The 22,460-nt window shown below is 66.9% G+C and carries 35 protein-coding genes; all 35 read left to right on the top strand.

The genetic code is table 11. The features are described from left to right. Window positions 1–13: 13 nt before the first annotated feature. Entirely contained in the window at window positions 14–1,123 is a 1,110-nt protein-coding gene (locus ACZ4YL_RS18380; RefSeq protein WP_468117557.1) for a hypothetical protein, read from the top strand. Between the two features lie 470 nt (window positions 1,124–1,593). Further along, window positions 1,594–1,902, top strand: coding sequence for a 30S ribosomal protein S10 (gene rpsJ / locus ACZ4YL_RS18375; protein WP_003948644.1), 309 nt, complete (start codon window positions 1,594–1,596; stop codon window positions 1,900–1,902). Window positions 1,903–1,916: 14 nt separating this feature from the next. Further along, on the top strand, window positions 1,917–2,561 hold the full coding sequence (gene rplC / locus ACZ4YL_RS18370) for a 50S ribosomal protein L3 (protein ID WP_007265899.1): 645 nt from the start codon (window positions 1,917–1,919) through the stop codon (window positions 2,559–2,561). Between the two features lie 4 nt (window positions 2,562–2,565). After that, window positions 2,566–3,216 (top strand): 50S ribosomal protein L4, encoded by a 651-nt coding sequence (gene rplD, locus ACZ4YL_RS18365; protein ID WP_030725940.1) that lies wholly within the window; start codon window positions 2,566–2,568, stop codon window positions 3,214–3,216. Then, window positions 3,216–3,539 (top strand): 50S ribosomal protein L23, encoded by a 324-nt coding sequence (gene rplW, locus ACZ4YL_RS18360; RefSeq protein WP_030154694.1) that lies wholly within the window; start codon window positions 3,216–3,218, stop codon window positions 3,537–3,539. The genes rplD and rplW overlap by 1 nt, the downstream gene beginning before the upstream one ends. 39 nt (window positions 3,540–3,578) lie before the next feature. Further along, window positions 3,579–4,415: a 50S ribosomal protein L2 gene (gene rplB / locus ACZ4YL_RS18355; RefSeq protein WP_008739715.1), complete on the top strand. Its 837-nt coding sequence runs from the start codon at window positions 3,579–3,581 to the stop codon at window positions 4,413–4,415. Between the two features lie 12 nt (window positions 4,416–4,427). After that, the gene (gene rpsS / locus ACZ4YL_RS18350) at window positions 4,428–4,709 is read left to right on the top strand and encodes a 30S ribosomal protein S19 (protein ID WP_008739713.1); all 282 of its coding nucleotides are present in this window, start codon (window positions 4,428–4,430) and stop codon (window positions 4,707–4,709) included. A 43-nt stretch (window positions 4,710–4,752) separates the two neighbouring features. Next, window positions 4,753–5,100, top strand: a complete 348-nt coding sequence (rplV, locus tag ACZ4YL_RS18345) for a 50S ribosomal protein L22 (RefSeq protein ID WP_007265904.1) — start codon at window positions 4,753–4,755, stop codon at window positions 5,098–5,100. Continuing rightward, window positions 5,100–5,942 (top strand): 30S ribosomal protein S3, encoded by an 843-nt coding sequence (rpsC, locus tag ACZ4YL_RS18340; protein ID WP_008739710.1) that lies wholly within the window; start codon window positions 5,100–5,102, stop codon window positions 5,940–5,942. Before rplV ends, rpsC begins: the two co-directional genes overlap by 1 nt. 5 nt (window positions 5,943–5,947) lie before the next feature. Continuing rightward, entirely contained in the window at window positions 5,948–6,367 is a 420-nt protein-coding gene (gene rplP / locus ACZ4YL_RS18335; RefSeq protein ID WP_008739704.1) for a 50S ribosomal protein L16, read from the top strand. Continuing rightward, window positions 6,367–6,591: a 50S ribosomal protein L29 gene (gene rpmC / locus ACZ4YL_RS18330; protein ID WP_008739703.1), complete on the top strand. Its 225-nt coding sequence runs from the start codon at window positions 6,367–6,369 to the stop codon at window positions 6,589–6,591. The genes rplP and rpmC overlap by 1 nt, the downstream gene beginning before the upstream one ends. Then, window positions 6,591–6,872, top strand: a complete 282-nt coding sequence (gene rpsQ / locus ACZ4YL_RS18325) for a 30S ribosomal protein S17 (protein ID WP_030008467.1) — start codon at window positions 6,591–6,593, stop codon at window positions 6,870–6,872. The genes rpmC and rpsQ overlap by 1 nt, the downstream gene beginning before the upstream one ends. A 137-nt stretch (window positions 6,873–7,009) precedes the next feature. After that, on the top strand, window positions 7,010–7,378 hold the full coding sequence (gene rplN, locus ACZ4YL_RS18320; protein ID WP_008739701.1) for a 50S ribosomal protein L14: 369 nt from the start codon (window positions 7,010–7,012) through the stop codon (window positions 7,376–7,378). 2 nt (window positions 7,379–7,380) lie between these two features. Next, on the top strand, window positions 7,381–7,692 hold the full coding sequence (gene rplX / locus ACZ4YL_RS18315) for a 50S ribosomal protein L24 (RefSeq protein ID WP_030008468.1): 312 nt from the start codon (window positions 7,381–7,383) through the stop codon (window positions 7,690–7,692). Continuing rightward, entirely contained in the window at window positions 7,692–8,243 is a 552-nt protein-coding gene (rplE, locus tag ACZ4YL_RS18310; protein ID WP_037792008.1) for a 50S ribosomal protein L5, read from the top strand. The genes rplX and rplE overlap by 1 nt, the downstream gene beginning before the upstream one ends. Before the next feature lie 5 nt (window positions 8,244–8,248). Further along, a complete protein-coding gene (locus ACZ4YL_RS18305) occupies window positions 8,249–8,434 on the top strand; it encodes a type Z 30S ribosomal protein S14 (protein ID WP_003956452.1) in 186 nt (61 codons plus the stop codon). Between the two features lie 223 nt (window positions 8,435–8,657). Then, entirely contained in the window at window positions 8,658–9,056 is a 399-nt protein-coding gene (gene rpsH, locus ACZ4YL_RS18300; RefSeq protein WP_008739698.1) for a 30S ribosomal protein S8, read from the top strand. A 20-nt stretch (window positions 9,057–9,076) separates the two neighbouring features. After that, window positions 9,077–9,616, top strand: a complete 540-nt coding sequence (gene rplF, locus ACZ4YL_RS18295; RefSeq protein ID WP_109778528.1) for a 50S ribosomal protein L6 — start codon at window positions 9,077–9,079, stop codon at window positions 9,614–9,616. Window positions 9,617–9,618: 2 nt separating this feature from the next. Beyond that, window positions 9,619–10,002: a 50S ribosomal protein L18 gene (gene rplR / locus ACZ4YL_RS18290; RefSeq protein ID WP_189970613.1), complete on the top strand. Its 384-nt coding sequence runs from the start codon at window positions 9,619–9,621 to the stop codon at window positions 10,000–10,002. A gap of 45 nt (window positions 10,003–10,047) precedes the next feature. Continuing rightward, window positions 10,048–10,650 carry a 30S ribosomal protein S5 gene (gene rpsE / locus ACZ4YL_RS18285; RefSeq protein ID WP_073912880.1) on the top strand — a complete coding sequence of 201 codons (603 nt, stop codon included), beginning with the start codon at window positions 10,048–10,050 and terminating at the stop codon, window positions 10,648–10,650. Further along, on the top strand, window positions 10,650–10,832 hold the full coding sequence (rpmD, locus tag ACZ4YL_RS18280; protein ID WP_005313525.1) for a 50S ribosomal protein L30: 183 nt from the start codon (window positions 10,650–10,652) through the stop codon (window positions 10,830–10,832). Before rpsE ends, rpmD begins: the two co-directional genes overlap by 1 nt. A 1-nt stretch (window position 10,833) precedes the next feature. Then, window positions 10,834–11,289 carry a 50S ribosomal protein L15 gene (rplO, locus tag ACZ4YL_RS18275; protein WP_030008473.1) on the top strand — a complete coding sequence of 152 codons (456 nt, stop codon included), beginning with the start codon at window positions 10,834–10,836 and terminating at the stop codon, window positions 11,287–11,289. Between the two features lie 187 nt (window positions 11,290–11,476). Next, window positions 11,477–12,790 (top strand): preprotein translocase subunit SecY, encoded by a 1,314-nt coding sequence (gene secY, locus ACZ4YL_RS18270; RefSeq protein WP_030008474.1) that lies wholly within the window; start codon window positions 11,477–11,479, stop codon window positions 12,788–12,790. Next, entirely contained in the window at window positions 12,790–13,437 is a 648-nt protein-coding gene (locus ACZ4YL_RS18265; protein ID WP_468117552.1) for an adenylate kinase, read from the top strand. Before secY ends, ACZ4YL_RS18265 begins: the two co-directional genes overlap by 1 nt. 103 nt (window positions 13,438–13,540) lie before the next feature. Beyond that, the gene (gene map / locus ACZ4YL_RS18260) at window positions 13,541–14,392 is read left to right on the top strand and encodes a type I methionyl aminopeptidase (RefSeq protein WP_390799118.1); all 852 of its coding nucleotides are present in this window, start codon (window positions 13,541–13,543) and stop codon (window positions 14,390–14,392) included. 138 nt (window positions 14,393–14,530) lie between these two features. Continuing rightward, window positions 14,531–14,752 (top strand): translation initiation factor IF-1, encoded by a 222-nt coding sequence (infA, locus tag ACZ4YL_RS18255; RefSeq protein ID WP_003956442.1) that lies wholly within the window; start codon window positions 14,531–14,533, stop codon window positions 14,750–14,752. Window positions 14,753–14,825: 73 nt separating this feature from the next. Beyond that, window positions 14,826–14,939 carry a 50S ribosomal protein L36 gene (gene rpmJ, locus ACZ4YL_RS18250; protein WP_003956441.1) on the top strand — a complete coding sequence of 38 codons (114 nt, stop codon included), beginning with the start codon at window positions 14,826–14,828 and terminating at the stop codon, window positions 14,937–14,939. 201 nt (window positions 14,940–15,140) lie between these two features. Further along, window positions 15,141–15,521: a 30S ribosomal protein S13 gene (gene rpsM / locus ACZ4YL_RS18245; RefSeq protein ID WP_007265919.1), complete on the top strand. Its 381-nt coding sequence runs from the start codon at window positions 15,141–15,143 to the stop codon at window positions 15,519–15,521. Between the two features lie 54 nt (window positions 15,522–15,575). Then, window positions 15,576–15,980, top strand: a complete 405-nt coding sequence (rpsK, locus tag ACZ4YL_RS18240) for a 30S ribosomal protein S11 (protein WP_003956432.1) — start codon at window positions 15,576–15,578, stop codon at window positions 15,978–15,980. A gap of 151 nt (window positions 15,981–16,131) precedes the next feature. Further along, complete coding sequence (locus ACZ4YL_RS18235; RefSeq protein ID WP_008739666.1) at window positions 16,132–17,154, top strand: DNA-directed RNA polymerase subunit alpha; 1,023 nt, start codon at window positions 16,132–16,134, stop codon at window positions 17,152–17,154. A gap of 141 nt (window positions 17,155–17,295) precedes the next feature. Continuing rightward, on the top strand, window positions 17,296–17,757 hold the full coding sequence (gene rplQ, locus ACZ4YL_RS18230; RefSeq protein ID WP_030008477.1) for a 50S ribosomal protein L17: 462 nt from the start codon (window positions 17,296–17,298) through the stop codon (window positions 17,755–17,757). Between the two features lie 110 nt (window positions 17,758–17,867). Continuing rightward, window positions 17,868–18,719, top strand: coding sequence for a tRNA pseudouridine(38-40) synthase TruA (gene truA, locus ACZ4YL_RS18225; RefSeq protein ID WP_468117550.1), 852 nt, complete (start codon window positions 17,868–17,870; stop codon window positions 18,717–18,719). 56 nt (window positions 18,720–18,775) lie between these two features. Further along, on the top strand, window positions 18,776–20,404 hold the full coding sequence (locus ACZ4YL_RS18220) for an ABC-F family ATP-binding cassette domain-containing protein (protein WP_393785322.1): 1,629 nt from the start codon (window positions 18,776–18,778) through the stop codon (window positions 20,402–20,404). Window positions 20,405–20,473: 69 nt separating this feature from the next. Then, a complete protein-coding gene (locus ACZ4YL_RS18215; RefSeq protein WP_468117548.1) occupies window positions 20,474–21,784 on the top strand; it encodes a glycosyltransferase family 87 protein in 1,311 nt (436 codons plus the stop codon). A 232-nt stretch (window positions 21,785–22,016) separates the two neighbouring features. Further along, the gene (gene rplM / locus ACZ4YL_RS18210; protein WP_008739660.1) at window positions 22,017–22,460 is read left to right on the top strand and encodes a 50S ribosomal protein L13; all 444 of its coding nucleotides are present in this window, start codon (window positions 22,017–22,019) and stop codon (window positions 22,458–22,460) included.

Genomic DNA, 22,460 nt, shown 5'->3' with positions numbered 1-22,460 from the left:
CACGGGGTGGGGCATGGGCAGGAACGACGAGGACGCGCGCAGCGGGGGCATATCCGACGAGGAGCTGGCGGCGTTCCTGGAACAGGCCTCCTCGGGCGCCGGGGAGGCACCGCGGGAGCCCTCGGCGCGGGCCCGGATGGTGACCGAGCGGCTGCGTGACCAGCAGGATCCGCCGGGCTGGCGCACCGGCCCGGCCTCGCAGGGGATGCGGGGCGGGCGGGGCCGGGCCGGGCGGCGGATCAAGGCCGCCCTGGCCGTCGTCTTCATCGCCGGGCTCGCGCTGGTCGCGCTACGGCCCGAGCTGGTGATCGACCGGGTCACGGGCAAGACCGCCGACCGGGAGGCCGCGAAGGCGCCGCTGGCCGCGGAGACGGCCCGGCCGACCGCGCCGCCGCCCCCGGTGGCCCCCGACCTGCCGACGCTGAAGGAACCCTTCCGCGGGTCTCCGGCCCTCCAGTGGGCCGACGGCGCCGCCGGGATCGAGGTCCCCGAGGCCACCGCCGTGGGCTGGATGCCGAAGGAGAAGGTCGCGGACGCGCTGCAGCAGGTCAAGCAGTTCCTCGTCGCGGCCGGCCTGGACCCGGCGACCCTGCGCGGCGAACGGCCCGCCGCAGCCCTGGCGCTCCTGGATCCCCGGCAGCCGGACGGCCCGCAGCGGCTGGAGCAGTTCCTGGCGAAGCCCACGGCGCAGGACAGCCCGTTGACGCTCTTCACCCGCTTCGATCCGGCCGAGGTCAAGCCCGTCGGCGACGTCGTCAAGGTGCGCGGCAGCATGCGCGTGGAGGAGGGGGAACCCGGGGAGGTGCGCGTGGTGACGGACTACACCTTCGTCCACCCGATGACGAAGGGCGGCACGAGCGTGCAGCGCACGATCGTGCGCCGGCAGATCACCTTGTCCCTGCTCGACCCGGCGCGCTGGACGGCCTCAGGAGACCGGCTCCAGCTGAGCGAGCACCACGCGGAATGGTCGAACGTGCGATGCGAGGTGGCCGACGGCTACCTGCACCCGCAGTTCCCGCAGGACGCGCCGACCGGTCAGGCACCCACCGGGCCCGCCACGGACCCGTACGACCGCAGCAAGGACATCAAGGGCGGAGGGTGCGGGACCTTCACCCGCTCCTGACCGGGGGAGAGGCCCTGCCGCGCCGTGTGCGTGGTGCAGTTTGACCACTCAGCGTGGCGGGGTATTCTCTTCGGCCCGATTGGCCAGGTACGTGCCTCGTATGGCAGACTACTCAAGTTGCTCGGCTGAGTGCCGATGCTGCGCGCCTCCCGCCGGGAGGACCGGAAGCGAGTCCCACAGTACTCGTCGTCCTTAATCTGCCTCTCGGGGCAGCAATGGGGACGGACGTACGGGAATCTTCTGGGAAGTGTCAGCACGGTGCACACCAGGCACTCGGTGGGTGTTTCTCCCCCGAATCGCGGTCACAGGGACCGTACCCCCTTGGACGAGGGAATTTCCGTATGGGAATTTTCTGTAGAGGGAGTGCGACACGCCCGACCGCGTGGGTCGGAGGAGAGGCCGCGGGATTCGTTCCGCAGCCGGCCGGGAGCCAGAGCGTTTCCACATACAGACAGGACTACGGAGTAGCCATGGCGGGACAGAAGATCCGCATCCGGCTCAAGGCCTACGACCACGAGGTCATCGATTCCTCGGCGAAGAAGATCGTCGAGACGGTGACGCGCACTGGTGCGTCGGTCGCGGGCCCGGTGCCGCTGCCCACTGAGAAGAACGTGTACTGCGTCATCAAGTCGCCGCACAAGTACAAGGACTCGCGCGAGCACTTCGAGATGCGCACGCACAAGCGCCTGATCGACATCCTCGACCCGACTCCCAAGACCGTTGACTCGCTGATGCGCCTGGACCTTCCGGCCGGCGTTGACATCGAGATCAAGCTCTGAGAGGCGTCGAGAAGATGGCAAAGCAGATCAAGGGCGTCCTGGGCGAGAAGCTCGGCATGACCCAGGTCTGGGACGAGAACAACCGTGTCGTCCCGGTGACCGTGGTCAAGGCCGGACCCTGCGTCGTTACCCAGGTCCGTACGAACGACATCGACGGCTACGAGTCGGTCCAGATCGCCTTCGGCGAGATCGACCCGCGCAAGGTGAACAAGCCCCTCAAGGGCCACTTCGCCAAGGCCGACGTGACCCCCCGCCGCCACCTGGTGGAGCTCCGCACCTCCGACGCCAGCGAGTACACGCTCGGCCAGGAGATCACTGCTGAGGTGTTCGAGTCCGGCGTCAAGGTTGACGTCACGGGCAACAGCAAGGGCAAGGGCTTCGCCGGTGTCATGAAGCGGCACAACTTCCGGGGCCTCGGCGCCGGTCACGGTGTGCAGCGCAAGCACCGCTCCCCCGGTTCGATCGGTGGCTGTGCCACCCCTGGGCGTGTCTTCAAGGGCATGCGCATGGCCGGTCGCATGGGTAACGAGCGCGTCACCACCCAGAACCTGACCATCCACGCGGTTGACGCGGAGAAGGGTCTGCTCCTCATCAAGGGTGCGGTCCCCGGTCCGAACGGCGGCCTCGTCCTGGTCCGTACCGCGGCCAAGGGGGCTTGAGGTAATGAGCACCATTGACATCCTTTCGCCGGCAGGCGACAAGGCCGGTACCGTCGAGCTCCCCGCGGAGATCTTCGACGCGAAGACCAGCGTTCCGCTGATCCACCAGGTCGTTGTCGCTCAGCTGGCTGCTGCCCGTCAGGGCACGCACAAGACCAAGCGTCGTGGCGAAGTCCGTGGTGGTGGCCGCAAGCCGTACCGCCAGAAGGGCACCGGCCGCGCTCGCCAGGGTTCCACCCGCGCTCCGCAGTTCGTCGGCGGTGGCGTTGTCCACGGCCCGCAGCCGCGTGACTACTCGCAGCGGACCCCGAAGAAGATGAAGGCCGCCGCCCTCCGCGGTGCCCTCTCGGACCGTGCGCGTCACTCCCGCATCCACGTCATCACCGGCGTGGTCGAGGGTGCCGCCTCCACGAAGGCCGCCAAGACGCTGTTCGGCAAGATCTCGGAGCGCAAGAACCTGCTCCTGGTCGTCGACCGCGCCGACGAGGCCGCGTGGCTGTCCGCCCGCAACCTGCCCCAGGTTCACATCCTGGAGCCGGGCCAGCTGAACACGTACGACGTGATCGTCTCTGACGACGTGGTCTTCACTCAGGCCGCTTTCGAGTCCTTCGTGTCTGGCCCCAAGGCCGATGAGACCGAAGGGAGCGACGCCTGATGTCTGAGGCGACCGTTACCAGCAAGACCTTCACTGACCCGCGCGACCTGCTGATCAAGCCGGTTGTCTCGGAGAAGAGCTACGCGCTGCTGGACGAGAACAAGTACACGTTCATCGTCGCGCCCGGCTCCAACAAGACCCAGATCAAGCAGGCCGTGGAAGCGGTCTTCGGGGTCAAGGTCACCGGGGTCAACACGATCAACCGTCAGGGTAAGCGCAAGCGCACCAAGACCGGTTTCGGCAAGCGCGCTGACACCAAGCGCGCCATCGTGACCCTCGCTGAGGGCGACCGAATCGACATCTTCGGCGGCCAGGCCTCCTAACGGAGGTCTAGTCGTCCGGAATCGGACGAGGACTGAGAAATGGGTATCCGCAAGTACAAGCCGACGACCCCGGGCCGTCGTGGCTCCAGCGTCGCCGACTTTGTCGAGATCACGCGGTCCACGCCGGAGAAGTCGCTGGTTCGCCCCCTGCACAGCAAGGGCGGCCGTAACAACACCGGTCGGATCACCGTTCGCCACCAGGGTGGTGGACACAAGCGCGCCTACCGCGTGATCGACTTCCGTCGTCACGACAAGGACGGCGTGCCGGCCAAGGTCGCGCACATCGAGTACGACCCCAACCGCACCGCGCGCATCGCGCTCCTGCACTACGCGGACGGCGAGAAGCGCTACATCATCGCGCCGAAGGCTCTGAAGCAGGGCGACCGGATTGAGAACGGCCCCACGGCCGACATCAAGCCCGGTAACAACCTGGCCCTCCGCAACATCCCGGTCGGTACCACGATCCACGCGATCGAGCTCCGTCCCGGTGGCGGCGCCAAGTTCGCGCGCTCCGCTGGTGCCTCCGTGCAGCTGCTGGCGAAGGAGGGCACGATGGCCCACCTTCGTATGCCGTCCGGTGAGATCCGTCTCGTCGACGCGCGCTGCCGCGCCACGGTCGGCGAGGTCGGCAACGCCGAGCAGTCGAACATCAACTGGGGCAAGGCCGGCCGCATGCGCTGGAAGGGCGTTCGCCCGTCCGTCCGCGGTGTCGCGATGAACCCGGTTGACCACCCGCACGGTGGTGGTGAGGGCAAGACCAGTGGTGGTCGCCACCCGGTCTCCCCGTGGGGTCAGAAGGAGGGTCGTACTCGCTCGCCGAAGAAGGCTTCGAGCAAGTACATCGTCCGCCGCCGCAAGACGAACAAGAAGCGCTAGGAGCGGGTTTAGATGCCGCGCAGTCTCAAGAAGGGGCCCTTCGTCGACGACCACCTCGTAAAGAAGGTGGACGTCCAGAACGAAGCCGGCACCAAGAACGTCATCAAGACCTGGTCCCGTCGCTCGATGATCATCCCCAGCATGCTGGGTCACACCATCGCGGTGCACAACGGCAAGACCCACGTCCCGGTGTTCGTCACCGAGTCGATGGTCGGCCACAAGCTCGGCGAGTTCTCGCCGACTCGCACCTTCCGCGGCCACGTCAAGGACGACCGGAAGTCGAAGCGCCGCTAAAGGCGGGGTGGTTATGACTATGACTTACACCGAAGGGACAACCATGGAAGCCAGGGCCCAGGCGCGGTACATCCGCGTCACGCCCATGAAGGCCCGCCGAGTGGTGGACCTTATCCGTGGCATGGATGCCACGGAGGCTCAGGCGGTCCTGCGTTTCGCCCCGCAGGCCGCGAGCGTGCCGGTTGGCAAGGTGCTTGACAGCGCCATCGCCAACGCCGCACACAACTACAACCACCCGGACGCCTCCACGCTGGTCATCAGCGAGGCGTACGTGGACGAGGGCCCGACCCTGAAGCGGTTCCGTCCGCGTGCGCAGGGCCGTGCCTACCGGATCCGCAAGCGGACCAGCCACATCACCGTGGTCGTCAGCAGCAAGGAAGGTTCCCGGTAATGGGCCAGAAGGTAAACCCGCACGGGTTCCGGCTCGGCATCACCACCGACTTCAAGTCGCGTTGGTACGCCGACAAGCTGTACAAGGACTACGTCAAGGAAGACGTCGCCATCCGTCGGATGATGACGTCCGGCATGGAGCGCGCCGGCATCTCGAAGGTTGAGATCGAGCGCACCCGTGACCGCGTGCGTGTGGACATCCACACCGCTCGTCCGGGCATCGTCATCGGCCGCCGTGGCGCCGAGGCCGACCGCATCCGCGGTGACCTCGAGAAGCTCACGGGCAAGCAGGTCCAGCTGAACATCCTCGAGGTCAAGAACCCCGAGCTCGACGCTCAGCTGGTTGCCCAGGCCGTTGCCGAGCAGCTCTCCTCCCGCGTCTCCTTCCGTCGCGCCATGCGTAAGAGCATGCAGGGCACGATGAAGGCCGGCGCCAAGGGCATCAAGATCCAGTGTGGCGGCCGTCTCGGCGGCGCCGAGATGTCCCGCTCCGAGTTCTACCGCGAAGGCCGTGTGCCGCTGCACACCCTCCGCGCGAACGTGGACTACGGCTTCTTCGAGGCCAAGACCACCTTCGGCCGTATCGGTGTGAAGGTCTGGATCTACAAGGGCGACGTCAAGAACATCGCCGAGGTTCGCGCCGAGAACGCTGCGGCCCGTGCGGGTAACCGCCCGGCCCGTGGCGCGCAGGGCGCTGGCGACCGTCCCGCCGGCCGTGGTGGCCGTGGTGGCGAGCGCGGCGGCCGTGGTGGCCGCAAGCCGCAGCAGGCTGCTGGTGCCGAGGCCCCCAAGGCCGACGCTCCCGCCGCCGCTCCGGCCGAGAGCACCGGAACGGAGGCCTGACCGACATGCTGATCCCTCGTAGGGTCAAGCACCGCAAGCAGCACCACCCGAAGCGCAGCGGTATGGCCAAGGGCGGTACTGAGGTCACGTTCGGCGAGTACGGCATCCAGGCGCTGACCCCGGCTTACGTGACGAACCGCCAGATCGAGGCGGCTCGTATTGCGATGACCCGCCACATCAAGCGTGGCGGCAAGGTCTGGATCAACATCTACCCGGACCGCCCGCTGACGAAGAAGCCGGCCGAAACCCGCATGGGTTCCGGTAAGGGTTCTCCCGAGTGGTGGATCGCCAACGTGCACCCGGGTCGGGTCATGTTCGAGCTGTCCTACCCGAACGAGAAGATTGCTCGTGAGGCGCTCACCCGCGCTGCTCACAAGCTTCCGATGAAGTGCCGGATTGTTCGGCGCGAGGCAGGTGAGTCGTGATGGCGACGGGAACCAAGGCGTCCGAGCTGCGTGAGCTCGGCAACGAGGAGCTCGTTGGCAAGCTGCGCGAGGCCAAGGAGGAGCTGTTCAAGCTCCGCTTCCAGGCGGCCACGGGTCAGCTGGAGAACAACGGCCGGCTCAAGTCCGTCCGTAAGGACATCGCTCGCATCTACACCCTGATGCACGAGCGTGAGCTCGGTATCGAGACGGTGGAGAGCGCCTGATGAGCGAGAACAACGTGACTGAGAAGACCGAGCGCGGTTTCCGCAAGACCCGTGAGGGTCTGGTCGTCAGCGACAAGATGGACAAGACCGTCGTCGTCGCCGTCGAGGACCGCGTCAAGCACGCCCTGTACGGCAAGGTCATCCGCCGTACGAACAAGCTCAAGGCGCACGACGAGCAGAACGCTGCCGGCGTCGGCGACCGCGTCCTCATCATGGAGACGCGTCCGCTGTCGGCGAGCAAGCGCTGGCGCATCGTCGAGATCCTCGAGAAGGCCAAGTAAGGCAATTCGCGCAAGCGAATTCCAAACAGACACAGTCTGAGGGGTTTCCCTCAGATTCGTTCCGCCAGGCTCGGTGGGGGCGACGCTCTCCGGAGTGAAGCCCCCGCCGGGAACCGGCAGACAAACAGGAGATACACGTGATCCAGCAGGAGTCGCGACTGCGTATCGCCGACAACACTGGTGCGAAGGAAATCCTTTGCATCCGTGTTCTCGGTGGTTCCGGTCGCCGCTACGCGGGCATCGGTGACGTCATCGTCGCCACGGTCAAGGACGCGATCCCCGGTGGCAACGTGAAGAAGGGTGACGTCGTCAAGGCGGTCATCGTTCGCACCGTCAAGGAGCGTCGCCGCCAGGACGGCTCGTACATCCGCTTCGACGAGAACGCCGCCGTCATTCTGAAGAACGACGGCGACCCTCGCGGCACCCGTATCTTCGGCCCGGTGGGCCGTGAGCTGCGCGAGAAGAAGTTCATGAAGATCATCTCGCTCGCGCCGGAGGTGCTGTAAGCATGAAGATCAAGAAGGGCGACCTGGTTCAGGTCATCACCGGTAAGGACAAGGGCAAGCAGGGCAAGGTCATCGTCGCCTTCCCCGCCGACAACCGCGTCCTCGTCGAGGGTGTCAACCGGGTCAAGAAGCACACCAAGGCTGCGCAGAACCAGGCCGGTGGCATTGTGATCACCGAGGCCCCGGTCCACGTCAGCAACGTTCAGCTGGTTGTGGAGAAGGACGGCAAGAAGGTCGTCACCCGCGTCGGCTACCGCTTCGACGACGAGGGCAACAAGATCCGCGTTGCCAAGCGGACGGGTGAGGACATCTGATGGCTACCACTCCGCGTCTCAAGACGAAGTACCGCGAGGACATCACCGGCAAGCTGCGTGAGGAGTTCTCCTACGAGAACGTCATGCAGATCCCCGGCCTCGTGAAGATCGTGGTCAACATGGGTGTGGGCGACGCCGCCCGCGACTCCAAGCTGATCGACGGCGCCATCAAGGACCTGACGACGATCACCGGTCAGAAGCCGGCCGTCACGAAGGCCCGCAAGTCCATCGCGCAGTTCAAGCTGCGCGAGGGTCAGCCGATCGGCTGCCACGTCACCCTCCGTGGTGACCGCATGTGGGAGTTCCTGGACCGTACGCTGTCGCTCGCGCTGCCGCGTATCCGTGACTTCCGCGGTCTGTCGCCGAAGCAGTTCGACGGCCGTGGTAACTACACCTTCGGTCTCACGGAGCAGGTCATGTTCCACGAGATCGACCAGGACAAGATCGACCGTACCCGGGGTATGGACATCACCGTGGTCACCACGGCGACCAACGACGCTGAGGGCCGCGCGCTCCTTCGTCACCTCGGCTTCCCCTTCAAGGAGGCGTAAGCGAGATGGCGAAGAAGGCTCTCATCGCGAAGGCTGCCCGTAAGCCCAAGTTCGGTGTGCGTGCGTACACCCGCTGCCAGCGCTGCGGTCGCCCCCACTCCGTGTACCGCAAGTTCGGCCTGTGCCGCGTGTGCCTTCGTGAGATGGCTCACCGTGGCGAGCTGCCGGGCGTGACCAAGAGCTCCTGGTAAATCGCCCTCGTCCGCAAGGACTTGGGGAGTACCAGGCACTCTCGGTAAGCATCTGGACGGTGGGTGCCCGGCCGCGCATGCCTTAGGCTTGTGTGGTTGGGCGTCCGCCGCCCATAACGACTTACTACGCCGTAGGTCCCCGCACCGCACCCGTCCCGCCACTGAGTGGGGAGAGGGATGGCGCATACAGGAAACCCCGGCGAGAGAGGCCGAAGGCCACTTCATGACCATGACTGACCCGATCGCAGACATGCTGACCCGTCTGCGTAACGCTAACTCGGCGTACCACGACTCCGTCGTGATGCCGCACAGCAAGATCAAGTCGCACATCGCAGAGATCCTCAAGCAGGAGGGTTTCATCACCGGCTGGAAGGTCGAGGACGCCGAGGTCGGCAAGAACCTCGTCCTCGAGCTGAAGTTCGGGCCGAACCGCGAGCGCTCCATTGCGGGCATCAAGCGGATCTCGAAGCCCGGTCTGCGCGTGTACGCGAAGTCCACCAACCTGCCGAAGGTGCTCGGCGGCCTGGGCGTGGCGATCATCTCCACGTCGCACGGTCTGCTCACCGGCCAGCAGGCAGGCAAGAAGGGCGTAGGTGGGGAAGTCCTCGCCTACGTCTGGTAGTCGGGAACGGAGGAAAAGCAATGTCGCGAATCGGCAAGCTCCCCATCCAGGTTCCCGCCGGTGTGGACGTCACCATCGATGGCCAGACGGTCGCTGTGAAGGGCCCCAAGGGTTCCCTCGCGCACACCGTCAAGGCGCCCATCGCAATCGTCAAGGGTGAGGACGGCGTTCTGAACGTCACCCGCCCGAACGACGAGCGTCAGAACAAGGCCCTGCACGGCCTGTCCCGCACGCTGGTGGCGAACATGATCACCGGTGTGACCACGGGGTACGTCAAGGCTCTCGAGATCAGCGGTGTCGGTTACCGTGTCCTGGCGAAGGGCTCCAACCTGGAGTTCCAGCTGGGTTACAGCCACCCGATCCTGGTGGAGGCGCCCGAGGGCATCTCCTTCAAGGTCGAGTCGCCGACCAAGTTCTCGGTCGAGGGCATCGACAAGCAGAAGGTCGGCGAGGTCGCCGCCAACATCCGCAAGCTGCGGAAGCCCGACCCGTACAAGGCCAAGGGTGTCAAGTACGCCGGCGAAGTCATCCGCCGCAAGGTCGGAAAGGCTGGTAAGTAGCCATGGCATACGGTGTGAAGATCGCCAAGGGCGACGCGTACAAGCGCGCTGCCAAGGCACGCCGCCACATCCGCATCCGCAAGAACGTCTCGGGTACGGCGGAGCGTCCGCGCCTCGTCGTGACGCGTTCCAACCGCAACATCGTTGCTCAGGTCATCGACGACCTCCAGGGTCACACCCTGGCGTCGGCGTCGACCCTGGACGCTTCGATCCGCGGTGTGGAAGGCGACAAGAGCGCCCACGCCCAGGCTGTCGGCGCGCTCGTCGCCGAGCGTGCCAAGGCTGCGGGTGTCGAGACCGTCGTGTTCGACCGCGGTGGCAACCGATACGCCGGGCGCATTGCCGCTCTGGCTGACGCCGCCCGCGAAGCCGGGCTGAAGTTCTAAGCCCCGGTTCCGGGACTCACGGACGTAACAGAGAGAGGTAATCCAATGGCTGGACCCCAGCGCCGCGGAAGCGGTGCCGGTGGCGGCGAGCGGCGGGACCGGAAGGGTCGCGACGGTGGCCCTGCCGCCGAGAAGACCGCTTACGTTGAGCGCGTTGTCGCGATCAACCGCGTCGCCAAGGTTGTCAAGGGTGGTCGCCGCTTCAGCTTCACCGCGCTGGTCGTGGTGGGCGACGGTGACGGCACTGTAGGTGTCGGATACGGCAAGGCCAAGGAAGTTCCCGCGGCCATCGCCAAGGGTGTCGAGGAAGCCAAGAAGAGCTTCTTCAAGGTTCCGCGCATCCAGGGCACCATCCCTCACCCGATCACGGGCGAGCGTGCCGCGGGCGTCGTGCTCCTGAAGCCGGCTTCCCCCGGTACCGGTGTTATCGCCGGTGGCCCGGTGCGCGCCGTTCTGGAGTGCGCCGGCGTTCACGACATCCTGTCGAAGTCGCTCGGCTCGTCGAACGCGATCAACATCGTGCACGCGACCGTGGCAGCGCTCAAGGGCCTGCAGCGTCCCGAGGAGATCGCGGCTCGCCGTGGTCTGCCCCTCGAGGACGTCGCCCCCGCGGCTCTGCTTCGTGCACGTGCTGGGGCGGGTGCGTAATGGCTCGCCTCAAGATCACGCAGACGAAGTCGTACATCGGCAGCAAGCAGAACCACCGCGACACTCTGCGTTCGCTCGGGCTCAAGCGCCTGAACGACGTGGTCGTCAAGGAGGACCGCCCCGAGTTCCGCGGAATGGTTCACACCGTCCGCCACCTCGTGACGGTTGAGGAGGTTGACTAACATGGCTGAGAACAGCCCGCTGAAGGCCCACAACCTCCGTCCCGCCCCCGGCGCCAAGACCGCGAAGACCCGTGTCGGTCGTGGTGAGGCGTCGAAGGGTAAGACGGCCGGTCGTGGTACGAAGGGCCAGAAGGCCCGCTACCAGATCCCGCAGCGCTTCGAGGGCGGGCAGATGCCCCTCCACATGCGTCTGCCGAAGCTCAAGGGCTTCAAGAACCCGTTCCGCACCGAGTTCCAGGTTGTCAACCTGGACAAGCTCGGCGCTCTCTACCCCGAGGGTGGAGAAGTCACGGTGGCCGACCTGGTCGCCAAGGGCGCGGTTCGCAAGAACAGCCTCGTCAAGGTCCTGGGCCAGGGCGAGATCTCCGTGGCGCTGCAGGTTTCGGTTGACGCCGTCTCCGCCTCCGCCAAGGAGAAGATTGCCGCTGCCGGCGGCACCGTCACCGAGCTCGTCTAAGACGATTTCAGTGGCTGAATAGCTCGAAACCCGACCGGGGATGCCTCACATATGGGGCATCCCCGGTCGGTCGTTCCACGGAAGGCACACTCGCCGGTAAGGTGGCGTGCACCTTTGCTTTGTCGTATTCGTCGATCCCTCAGACCGTCACCTCTGACGCAGTAGCGCGGGGGTCGCAGGAGGCACCGTGCTCACCGCGTTCGCCCGGGCGTTCAAGACGCCCGACCTGCGCAAGAAGCTGCTCTTCACGCTCGGCATCATCGTGCTGTTCCGGCTCGGGTCCCACGTTCCGGTACCCGGCGTGAGCTACAAGAACGTTCAGATCTGTGTGGAGCAGGCAGGCAGCAGCAATGGGCTGTTCGGCCTGGTCAACATGTTCAGCGGCGGTGCGCTGCTGCAGATCACGATCTTCGCGCTCGGCATCATGCCCTACATCACGGCGAGCATCATTCTGCAGCTGCTGACCGTGGTCATCCCGAAGCTGGAGACCCTCAAAAAAGAGGGACAGTCCGGCACGGCGAAGATCACTCAGTACACGCGCTATCTGACGGTCGCGCTCGCGATCCTGCAGGGCACGGGCCTCGTCGCCACGGCCCGCACCGGTGCCCTGTTCCAGGGCTGCCAGGCCGCCAGCGAGATCGTTCCCGACCGCTCGATCTTCACCACGGTCGTCATGGTCGTCACCATGACCGCCGGTACCTGCGTCGTCATGTGGCTCGGTGAGCTCATCACCGACCGCGGCATCGGCAACGGCATGTCGATCCTCATGTTCATCTCGATCGCCGCCGGCTTCATCGGCGCCCTCTGGCAGATCAAGCTCCAGGGCAAGATCGCGGACGGCTGGGTCGAGTTCGGCGTGGTCATCCTGGTCGGCCTCGCGATGGTGTGCCTCGTGGTCTTCGTCGAGCAGGCGCAGCGCCGGATCCCGGTCCAGTACGCGAAGCGCATGATCGGCCGCCGTGCGTACGGCGGTACCTCGACCTACATCCCGCTCAAGGTGAACCAGGCGGGCATCATCCCCGTCATCTTCGCCTCGTCGCTGCTCTACATCCCGGCGCTGGTCGTGCAGTTCAGCGGGTCCCAGGCAGGCTGGGCGACCTGGATCCAGAAGCACTTCGTCAAGGGCGACCACCCGTACTACATCGCGGCCTACTTCCTCCTGATCGTTTTCTTCGCGTTCTTCTACGTGGCGATCTCGTTCAACCCCGAGGAAGTTGCAGACAACATGAAGAAGTATGGTGGGTTCATCCCGGGCATCCGCGCCGGTCGGCCCACCGCCGAGTACCTCAGCTACGTACTCAACCGGATCACCTGGCCGGGGTCGCTGTACCTGGGTCTCATCGCTCTTGTGCCGACGATGGCGTTGGCCGGCTTCGGAGCGAACCAGAACTTCCCGTTCGGCGGGACGAGCATCCTGATCATCGTGGGTGTGGGTCTGGAAACCGTGAAGCAGATCGAGAGCCAGCTCCAGCAGCGTAATTACGAAGGGTTCCTCCGCTGATGCGAATCGTCCTCGTTGGACCGCCCGGTGCGGGCAAGGGAACGCAGGCCGCGTTCCTTGCCAAGAACCTGTCGATTCCGCACATCTCCACGGGCGACCTGTTCCGGGCCAACATCAGCCAGGGCACCGACCTGGGCAAGCAGGCGAAGGCGTACATGGACGCCGGCGACCTGGTTCCCGATGAGGTGACCATCGGCATGGCGAAGGACCGTATGGAGCAGTCGGACGCCGTGAACGGCTTCCTGCTCGACGGATTCCCGCGCAACGTCTCGCAGGCCGAGGCGCTCGACGTGATGCTCCAGGCCGAGGGCATGAAGCTCGACGCCGTCCTCGACCTTGAGGTCGAGGAGGACGAGGTCGTCAAGCGGATCGCCGGCCGGCGGATCTGCCGCAACGACTCCTCGCACGTCTTCCACGTGACGTACGCCCCGGCGAAGGCCGAGGGTGTCTGTGACACCTGCGGCGGCGAGCTGTACCAGCGCGGCGACGACTCCGAGGCCACGGTCCGCAATCGGCTGGAGGTCTACCACACGCAGACCGAGCCGATCATCGACTACTACAAGGCCCAGGGCCTGCTGGTGACCATCCCGGCCCTCGGTGAGGTCGCGGACGTCACGAAGCGCGCGATGGACGCCCTCAAGAAGTAGTAACCCTTTGTGCGCAGGTACGGCCGCGGTGTCCCCAGGACATCGCGGCCGTACTGTTGAGAAGACCTGAACAACGCAGATCCGAAGGTGGAAGGCATTTCCCATGGTCCAGATCAAGACCCCCGAGCAGATCGCGAAGATGCGCGAGGCAGGGCTGGTCGTCGCGGCGATCCACGCTGCGACCCGTGAGGCGGCCGTACCCGGCGCCACGACGCGGGATCTGGACATGGTGGCCCGCAAGGTCATCGAGGACGCCGGGGCCAAGTCGAACTTCCTCGGCTACGGCGGCTTCCCCGCGACCATCTGCACCTCGGTGAACGAGGTCGTCGTCCACGGCATCCCGGACGACAAGACCGTCCTCAAGGACGGCGACATCATCTCGATCGACGCGGGCGCGATCGTGGACGGCTGGCACGGCGACGCCGCGTACACCGCCTTCGTGGGCACCGGGCACGCCCCTGAGCTCGTGGAGCTGTCCCGGGTGACCGAGGAGTCCATGTGGGCCGGCATCGCCGCCATGAAGCTCGGCAACCGCCTCGTGGACATCTCCAAGGCGATCGAGACGTACATCAAGCGCCAGCCCCGTCCCTCCACCGGTGAGCACAGCCTCGGCAAGTTCGGGATCATCGAGGACTACGGCGGCCACGGCATCGGGTCCGAGATGCACATGGACCCCCACCTGCTGAACTACGTCTCGCGCAAGCGGGGCAAGGGGATCAAGCTCGTTCCGGGCCTCTGCCTGGCGATCGAGCCCATGGTCTCCCTGGGCACCGCCCAGACGGAGGTCCTTTCGGACGACTGGACGGTCATCACGACGGACGGCACCTGGTCCTCGCACTGGGAGCACTCCATCGCGCTGACCGAGGCCGGGCCCATCGTCCTGACCAGCCCGGACTGCGGAAAGGCGAAGCTGGCGGAGTACGGAGTCACCACGGCTCCGGACCCTCTCGGTTAATGATCTAGACTCTGGGGCAAACTTTCCGGATTCGTCTTTCTGGGTGCCCTGACGTAGACTGACTCGTCGGCTCTCGTGCACTTCCATGCCTGCATGGCGCACGGAGTTGATCAAGGTAGCCGATTCGAAAGGCGAAGCGTGGCCAAGAAGCAAGGTGCCATCGAAATCGAGGGCACCGTGATCGAGTCCCTCCCGAACGCGATGTTCAAGGTGGAACTCCAGAACGGTCACAAGGTCCTCGCGCACATCAGCGGCAAGATGCGCATGCACTACATCCGCATCCTCCCCGATGACCGGGTCGTTGTGGAGCTGTCTCCGTACGACCTGACGCGTGGCCGGATCGTCTACCGATACAAGTAGATCTTGCTCTCACTCCTGCCTGGGCATCCGTCCCGGTGCGGGTGGTGGCACTGACCCGGAGAACCTCACCAACATGAAGGTCAAGCCGAGCGTCAAGAAGATCTGCGACAAGTGCAAGGTGATCCGCCGTCACGGCCGGGTCATGGTCATCTGCGACAACCTGCGCCACAAGCAGCGCCAGGGCTGACGCACGCCGACCGACCTGCCTTCCGCAGTTCTTCGCGCGACGTAAGAAAACGTACATACGCAGAACCCGCCCAGCCCTGTACGGGGCCGGCGGCACCTCCGGCGGGGGCCGGGGACCCGGGCGTACCATCACTCCACTTCGGGGTGGTCGGCGGTCGGGGTCGGTTCTGCTGAAGACCCCCGAACACACAGGAGCCATTGAATGGCACGCGTTTCCGGTGTTGACATCCCGCGCGAAAAGCGCGTGGAGATCGCACTCACCTACGTCTTCGGTATCGGGCGCACCCGGTCCAAGGAGATCCTCGCCTCCACCGGCGTGAACCCGAACACCCGCGTTCGTGACCTGGCCGAAGAGGACCTCGTCAAGATCCGCGAGTACGTGGACGCCAACCTCCGTACCGAGGGTGACCTCCGCCGCGAGATCCAGGGCGACATCCGCCGCAAGATCGAGATCCAGTGCTACCAGGGTATCCGCCACCGTCGCGGCCTCCCGGTGCACGGTCAGCGCACCAGCACCAACGCGCGTACCCGCAAGGGCCCGCGTCGCGCGATCGCCGGTAAGAAGAAGCCGGGCAAGAAGTAGTCCTGTTCAGCGGTCTTGCGCTGTAGGACCGACCACCTCCCGTAGGAGATTTAGATGCCCCCCAAGGGTCGTCAGGGCGCTGCCAAGAAGGTGCGCCGCAAGGAAAAGAAGAACGTCGCTCACGGGCACGCCCACATCAAGAGCACGTTCAACAACACCATCGTTTCGATCACCGACCCCTCGGGCAACGTGATCTCCTGGGCCTCCGCCGGCCACGTCGGCTTCAAGGGCTCGCGCAAGTCCACCCCCTTCGCCGCGCAGATGGCCGCCGAGTCGGCCGCCCGCCGCGCGCAGGAGCACGGCATGCGCAAGGTTGACGTCTTCGTCAAGGGTCCGGGCTCCGGCCGCGAGACCGCGATCCGCTCCCTCCAGGCCACCGGCCTTGAGGTCGGCTCGATCCAGGACGTCACCCCCACCCCGCACAACGGCTGCCGCCCGCCGAAGCGCCGCCGCGTCTGACGCAGCGGACGCACCTGTGCGTTCTTGAGTGTCCGGGCGGTACGACCCCTTCGGGGGACGTACCGCCCGTACCCTTGCAGTAGCCGTACTCCCGGTACGGCGTCCCGTCGGGCGTCAAATAGTGGGCGTCCACGAATGAAGGAACACAGACATGCTTATCGCTCAGCGTCCTTCGCTGACCGAAGAGGTCGTCGACGAGTACCGCTCGCGGTTCGTGATCGAGCCGCTGGAGCCGGGCTTCGGTTACACCCTCGGCAACTCCCTGCGCCGTACCCTCCTGTCCTCCATCCCGGGTGCCGCTGTCACCAGCATCCGCGTGGACGGCGTCCTGCACGAGTTCACCACCGTGCCGGGCGTCAAGGAAGACGTCACCGACATCATCCTCAACATCAAGCAGCTGGTCGTCTCCTCGGAGCACGACGAGCCGGTCGTGATGTACCTGCGCAAGCAGGGTCCCGGCCTGGTCACCGCTGCCGACATCGCGCCCCCGGCCGGTGTCGAGGTGCACAACCCGGACCTGGTCCTCGCCACGCTCAACGGCAAGGGCAAGCTGGAGATGGAGCTGACCGTCGAGCGCGGTCGCGGCTACGTCTCCGCCGTCCAGAACAAGCAGCTGGGCCAGGAGATCGGCCGTATCCCGATCGACTCCATCTACAGCCCGGTCCTCAAGGTCACCTACAAGGTCGAGGCGACCCGAGTCGAGCAGCGCACCGACTTCGACAAGCTGATCGTCGACGTCGAGACCAAGCAGGCCATGCGCCCGCGTGACGCCATGGCGTCCGCCGGTAAGACCCTGGTCGAGCTGTTCGGTCTGGCGCGCGAGCTCAACATCGACGCCGAGGGCATCGACATGGGCCCCTCGCCGACGGACGCGGCCCTGGCCGCCGACCTGGCGCTGCCGATCGAGGAGCTTGAGCTCACGGTCCGCTCGTACAACTGCCTCAAGCGCGAGGGCATCCACTCCGTGGGTGAGCTCGTCGCCCGCTCCGAGGCCGACCTGCTCGACATCCGCAACTTCGGTGCGAAGTCGATCGACGAGGTCAAGGCGAAGCTGGCCGGCATGGGCCTGGCCCTCAAGGACAGCCCGCCCGGATTCGACCCGACCGCCGCCGCCGACGCCTTCGGCGCCGACGACGACGCGGACGCCGGTTTCGTCGAGACCGAGCAGTACTGATTCACCCCCGCCGCCGGCGGCTGAGGCCTTTGGCCTGGGTCGCCGGCCGGGCTTGAACCGAAAACTTTCCCGCGGCATCCGCCTCGGGGGAACTGACACCGGTACCTGACACGGCCGGTGCAGATATGAAGGAGTTACACCATGCCGCGTCCCGCAAAGGGTGCCCGTCTGGGCGGTTCCGCCGCGCACGAGAAGCACCTCCTCGCGAACCTTGCGAAGTCGCTCTTCGAGCACGGCCGCATCACCACCACCGAGGCCAAGGCCCGCCGCCTGCGTCCCTACGCCGAGCGTCTGGTCACCAAGGCCAAGAAGGGCGACATCCACAACCGTCGCCTGGTGCTGCAGACGATCACGGACAAGAGCATCGTGCACACGCTGTTCACCGAGATCGCCCCGCGCTACGAGAACCGCCCCGGTGGTTACACGCGCATCACCAAGATCGGCAACCGTCGTGGCGACAACGCCCCGATGGCCGTGATCGAGCTGGTCGAGGCCCTCACGGTCGCCCAGCAGGCCACCGGTGAGGCCGAGGCCGCCACCAAGCGCGCGGTCAAGGAGGCGGAGGCTGTCGAGACCCCCGCCGAGGAGACCAAGGAGGCCTGATCCCCCGGGATCACGCTTGCTTGAACGGCTCTGAACGGGCCCGCCCCCTTCCGGGGCGGGCCCGTTCTGCTTTTGCCTGGCGGTATCGGCTTTCTGAGAGGATCGGTCACGTGAGTGACGAGGTGGAGCCCGGGCACGTCCGGGTGCGGCTGGACCTGAGCTACGACGGCAAGGACTTCTCCGGCTGGGCGAAGCAGCGCGTGCTGCGGACCGTCCAGGGCGAGCTGGAGTCGGCCCTGCAGACCGTGATGCGGCTGTCCGAGCCGGTCGAGCTGACCGTGGCCGGGCGGACCGACGCGGGCGTGCACGCCCGCGGGCAGGTCGCCCAGTTCGACCTCGCCGAGGAGGTGTGGGCCGAGCACCAGGACAAGCTGCTGCGCCGCCTCGCGGGCCGGCTGCCGCACGACGTACGGGTGTGGAAGGTGGCCGAGGCCCCCGAGGGCTTCAACGCGCGTTTCTCGGCCATCTGGCGCCGCTACGCCTACCGCGTCGGCGACCACCAGGGCGGCGTCGACCCGCTGCGCCGCGGACACGTGCTCTGGCACCAGTGGCCGCTCGACGTGGACGCCATGAACGAGGCCGCCGCCCCGCTGCTCGGCGAGCACGACTTCGCCGCGTACTGCAAGAAGCGCGAGGGCGCCACGACCATCCGTACCCTCCAGCAGCTCAGCTGGGAGCGCGCCGAGGACGGGATCATCACCGCGACCGTCCGCGCCGACGCCTTCTGCCACAACATGGTCCGCTCGCTGGTGGGAGCCCTGCTGCACGTCGGCGACGGGCACCGGCCCACCGACTGGCCCGGCAAGGTGCTGGCGGCCGCCGTACGGGACTCCTCGGTGCACGTGGTCAAGCCGCACGGCCTGACCCTGGAGGAGGTCGGCTACCCGGCGGACGAGCTGCTGGCCGCCCGCAGCAAGGAAGCGCGCAACGTGCGGACCCTGCCGGGCGCCGGCTGCTGCTGAAAGCCCCGCAGGCGTGCGGCTAATCCGTTTGGGCGGATCGGCGCCGGACCGGGACAATGCCCGGCATGGGACATCTCGAAGCCAGCCACCTGGAGTACTACCTTCCCGACGGGCGGGTACTGCTCCCTGACGTCTCCTTCCGCGTGGGGGAGGGGTCGGTCGTCGCGCTCGTCGGGGCGAACGGGGCCGGCAAGACCACCCTGCTGAAGATGATCTCCGGCGAGCTCCAGCCGCACGGCGGCGGGATCACCGTCTCCGGCGGCCTCGGCGTGATGTCGCAGTTCGTGGGCTCGGTGCGGGACGAGACGACCGTACGGGACCTGCTGGTCTCGGTGGCCCAGCCGCGCATCCGGGAGGCCGCCAAGGCGGTGGACCGCGCCGAGCAGCTGATCCTGACGGTGGACGACGAGGCCGCCCAGATGGCCTACGCGCAGGCGCTGAGCGACTGGGCGGACGTCCAGGGGTACGAGGCGGAGACGCTGTGGGACGTCTGCACCATGGCCGCGCTGGCGATTCCGTACGACACCGCGCAGTTCCGCGAGGTGCGCACGCTGTCGGGCGGTGAGCAGAAGCGCCTCGTGCTGGAGGCGCTGCTGCGCGGGCCCGACGAGGTGCTGCTGCTCGACGAGCCGGACAACTATCTGGACGTCCCCGGCAAGCGCTGGCTGGAGGAGCAGCTGAAGGCCACCCGCAAGACGGTGCTCTTCGTCTCCCACGACCGGGAGCTGCTGACACAGGCCGCGGAGAAGATCATCAGCCTGGAGGCGAGCCCGACGGGCTCCGACGTCTGGGTGCACGGCGCCGGCTTCGCCACCTACCACGACGCCCGCAAGGAGCGCTTCGCGCGCTTCGAGGAGCTCAAGCGGCGCTGGGACGAGGAGCACGCGCGGCTGAAGGCGCTGGTGCTGCGGCTGCGCAACCAGGCCGCGAGCAGCCCCGACATGGCCTCGCGGTACCGAGCGATGCAGACGCGCTTCCAGAAGTTCGAGGAGGCCGGCCCGCCGCCGGAGCCGCCGCGGGAGCAGGACATCCGGATGCGGCTCAAGGGCGGGCGTACGGGCGTGCGCGCCCTGACCGTGGAGAACCTGGAGCTGACCGGCCTGATGAAGCCCTTCTCCCTGGAGGTCTTCTACGGGGAGCGGGTCGCGGTCCTCGGCTCGAACGGCTCGGGCAAGTCGCACTTCCTGCGCCTGATGGCGGGCGAGGACGTCAAGCACACGGGCACGTGGAAGCTGGGCGCGCGGGTGGTTCCCGGCCACTTCGCACAGACCCACGCCCACCCGGAGCTCTTCGGGCGGACCCTCGTCGACATCCTGTGGACGGAGGCGGCGAAGCCCCTGGGGCAGGCGATGGGCGCCCTGCGCCGGTACGAGCTGGAGCGCCAGGGCGACCAGCCGTTCGAGAAGCTCTCGGGCGGGCAGCAGGCGCGCTTCCAGATCCTGCTGCTGGAGCTGGCGGGCACCACGGCGCTGCTGCTGGACGAGCCGACGGACAACCTGGACCTGGAGTCGGCGGAGGCCCTGCAGGACGGACTGGAGGCGTACGACGGCACTGTGCTGTGCGTCACGCACGACCGGTGGTTCGCGCGCACATTTGACCGTTACCTGGTCTTCGGTTCGGACGGTGTTGTGCGGGAGACTCAGGAACCCGTCTGGGACGAACGTAGAGTCGAACGCAAGCGCTAGGGGGAGACCGTGGCCCCCTCGGTCGAGTGAGGGGCAGGCGTCGTGGGGCTGCGGCCTAGCATCTGGCTGATGAAGTGGGAGAACCAGGGCGTCAGGAACCGGGGTGCCGGGGACGAGGGCGCCGGGGACGCGGAAGCGGGGGGCGGGGGAACCGGGAACAGGCTGATCGACTGGCTGCTGCAGCCGGCCGCCCGGTCCTGGCAGGTGGTCTCCCTCGCGGTGCTCCTCGGGATCGCCGTCTCCACGAGCCTGCGGGCGAACTGGGGCTCCGACAACGCGTTCGTGGTCAAGGCCGCGGAGACGCTGCTGGCGGGCGGGTCACCGTACGAGGACAAGCGCTTCCTCTACCTGCCCAGTGCAGTGATCATGGCGGTTCCCGAGGCGCTGCTGCCGCGTGAGGTGCTGCGGTGGCTGCTCCCGCTCGGGATGTCGGGGCTGCTGGGCGCCGGCTGGCTGGCCGCGCTGCGGATATTCGCGGTGCCGCTGCGCTCGCGCTTCGCGGTCGGCGGCTTCGCGGTGTTCGCCCTCGCCTACAAGCCGTACGTCAACCTCGTGCTGATCGGCAACTGGACCGCCATCTCGGCGGCCGCCCTGCCGGTGGCGCTGCTGCTCGCGCAGCGGCGCTCGTGGGGGTCGGCCGGGCTGGTGGTGGGGCTCGCGATCGCGTGCAAGCCGATGCTCGTGCCGCTCGGGCTGCTCTTCCTGGTCGCCCGGCGGTGGCGGGGGCTGGCTGCGGCCGTGCTGGTGCCGCTGGGGTTCTCGCTGGCCGGTGCGCTGCTGATGCCGAGCCCCTCGCTGTTCTTCACCAAGACCCTGCCCTTCCTGCTCCAGGGACAGGACTCGTATGCGCTGCCGTGGGACGCCTCGCCGATCGCCGTGCTGCCGCGGCTGGGGGTGCCGGTGCCGCTGGCGGTGCTGGTGGCCTTCGCGGGGGCCGCGGCGGGCCTGTGGGCGGCCTGGGTGCGGTGGCGGCGGGAGGACACCGACGGGGGCGAGCTGCGCCTGGTGGAGACGGCCTGCATGGTGATGCTCGCCGCATTTCTGGTGTCGCGGCCGTCCTTCGACCACTACCTGCTGGTGGTCCTGCCGCTGCTGATGGCGTCGGTGGTGCGGACGGACGCGGCGGCGCGTTCGCCCTGGTTCTGGGCGGCGCTGGGACCCCAGGTGGCGGGCATTCCGTGGCCGTCCGAGCTGGAGGCCAAACGGCGCGCCTTCAAGGACTGCGCCACCCTGTGCGGACTCGCGATCGTGCTGGCGCGTCGTGCACTGCGCTCCGGGCGGGTTACTCTGGAGCCCGTAACAACTGCGGGGTCCCCACCCAGGACCGAACCGGAGTGCGCCGCGACGCCAGCAGAATCGGCATCGCGGACCGCGTTTTGACCCGTACGGGTCTGCTTGGGTATCCTGCTGGTTTGTTATGCGTATTGGCTTTCTCATTCTCACGTGAAAGGGCCTTGCGCCGGTCCACCGGACCGATGACCAGCAGTTCACACGGGTTGCGTCCCCGTTGTGAATGAGGGCTGTCGTGATCGTCCGTGGTGACCCTGTCAGGACCTTCCCGTTGGGGCTTGCGCCCTTGGGATACCACCACCGAAGAAGCGAAGGCATACGCGTGCGTACGTTCAGCCCCAAGCCCGGCGACATCTCGCGCCAGTGGCTCGTCATCGACGCCCAGGACGTTGTCCTCGGCCGTCTGGCGACCCAGGCCGCAGCCCTCCTGCGCGGCAAGCACAAGCCGACTTACGCCCCCCACATGGACATGGGCGACTTCGTCATCATCGTCAACGCCGACAAGGTTCACCTGTCCGGCAACAAGGCGTCGCAGAAGATGGCGTACCGCCACTCCGGCTACCCGGGTGGTCTCCGCTCGGTGCGCTACGACGACCTCCTGGCGAACAACCCGGAGAAGGCCGTCGAGAAGGCCATCAAGGGCATGCTCCCCAAGAACACCCTGGGCCGTCAGATGCTCTCGAAGCTGAAGGTCTACTCGGGCGACCAGCACCCCCACGCTGCCCAGCAGCCGGTGCCGTTCGAGATCACCCAGGTCGCGCAGTAG

Source organism: Streptomyces sp. NPDC030021, assembly GCF_055574035.1.
This window is presented reverse-complemented; position numbering and strand designations above follow the sequence as displayed.